This window comes from Campylobacter sp. BCW_6873 (assembly GCF_001762365.1).
In the GTDB taxonomy this organism is placed as follows: Bacteria; Campylobacterota; Campylobacteria; order Campylobacterales; family Campylobacteraceae; genus Campylobacter_D; species Campylobacter_D jejuni.
This window is the reverse complement of the sequence record NZ_MJWS01000051.1, coordinates 1-1,173: the sequence shown is the minus strand read 5'-3', so window position 1 is coordinate 1,173 and position 1,173 is coordinate 1. Positions and strand designations below refer to the sequence as shown.

1 protein-coding gene is annotated in these 1,173 nt (G+C 22.6%); it reads right to left on the bottom strand.

What is annotated here, in order from left to right; all coding sequences use genetic code 11:
* A partial coding sequence (locus AJ932_RS03275) for a hypothetical protein (RefSeq protein WP_070278277.1) occupies window positions 1-472 on the bottom strand: 472 nt, incomplete at its 3' end.
* Window positions 473-1,173 lie beyond the last annotated feature (701 nt).

The window sequence follows — 1,173 nt, the reverse complement described above, 5'->3', positions numbered from 1 at the left end:
CTATATCTTGAATCGAGCTAATAAAATTATCAGTTTCAGTTCCCCTAAATCCTACTATAAATTTATCTTTTTCTTTATCGTAAAACAAAGTAGCACTAAAGCCACTTGTAGTGTTAGGCTGATGAAATTGAACCTCATATCTTTGAATGAAATTTTTAGTCTGTAATTCTCCAAATTCTCCATTTAGTTTATCAAAATTTGTCTTTTCATCAAAGAAATTTAACATTTTTGATTGCCAAGCATCATCTTGTCTTAAATCAATCAATACTTCTTTATCTTTATGTTTTTGACTGACAACATGTTCTAAATTTACCTTTATTTCTCTATAGCCTCTAAGAGAATTTTCTTCTTGAATTTTTTCTTGATTAAAATCTAACTCAAATATATTTCTAGTATTTAAAAAATCAAAATAAAAATAACTAGCCCATGCAAGTTCTGCATAATCTTTTAAATTATTGATTTGAGTTTTCATTTTTATTTCTTTTAATTAAATAAATTATTGCAAATATTATAATATGTATCACAATAATAATTAAGTACAGCTCAAAATTACTATTATTTCTATTAATCAATAGTAGCAACAAATAGCAACAAATAGCAACAAATATATTTTTTGTATTTCTTGCTTTTTTATAAATCAAATAATAAAAATAAGGCAACAATGGAAAAAGATATAATATAACAAGAAAAAAGAACATTTTAGTAAAAGTTGCATCATATCCCATATAATAACCTAAAATAGCCCCAAATCCCCAAATTATAATCCAAATAATATATAGATTTTTTAGTATTATCACACTACTTCCTTTTTTGTTGAAATTTAAATTATTATTAAAAAATCAAAAAAACCAATCTATACAAGTTTAGCATAATTTTCGAGATTGTTAATTTTAAAAAATAAAAAGATACAAAAAAATGTATAAAAAAATACAAAATAATAAAGAAAAATATTTTTGGATTTAATAGTTTCTTGTAGTGTTAAATATGATATGTAAGGTAACAATGGATAAGAATATATAAAAAATGCAATCTTTAACATATCACCAAAAAATTCTATATCACTAAAATAAGCATATAAAGAACTAAACAAAAAAAATAATTCCCCAAAATACCCCAAAAACCATCATTGAATTCATTAGGTTCTTTAGCTTCATACCATTTTTGATCTATCTT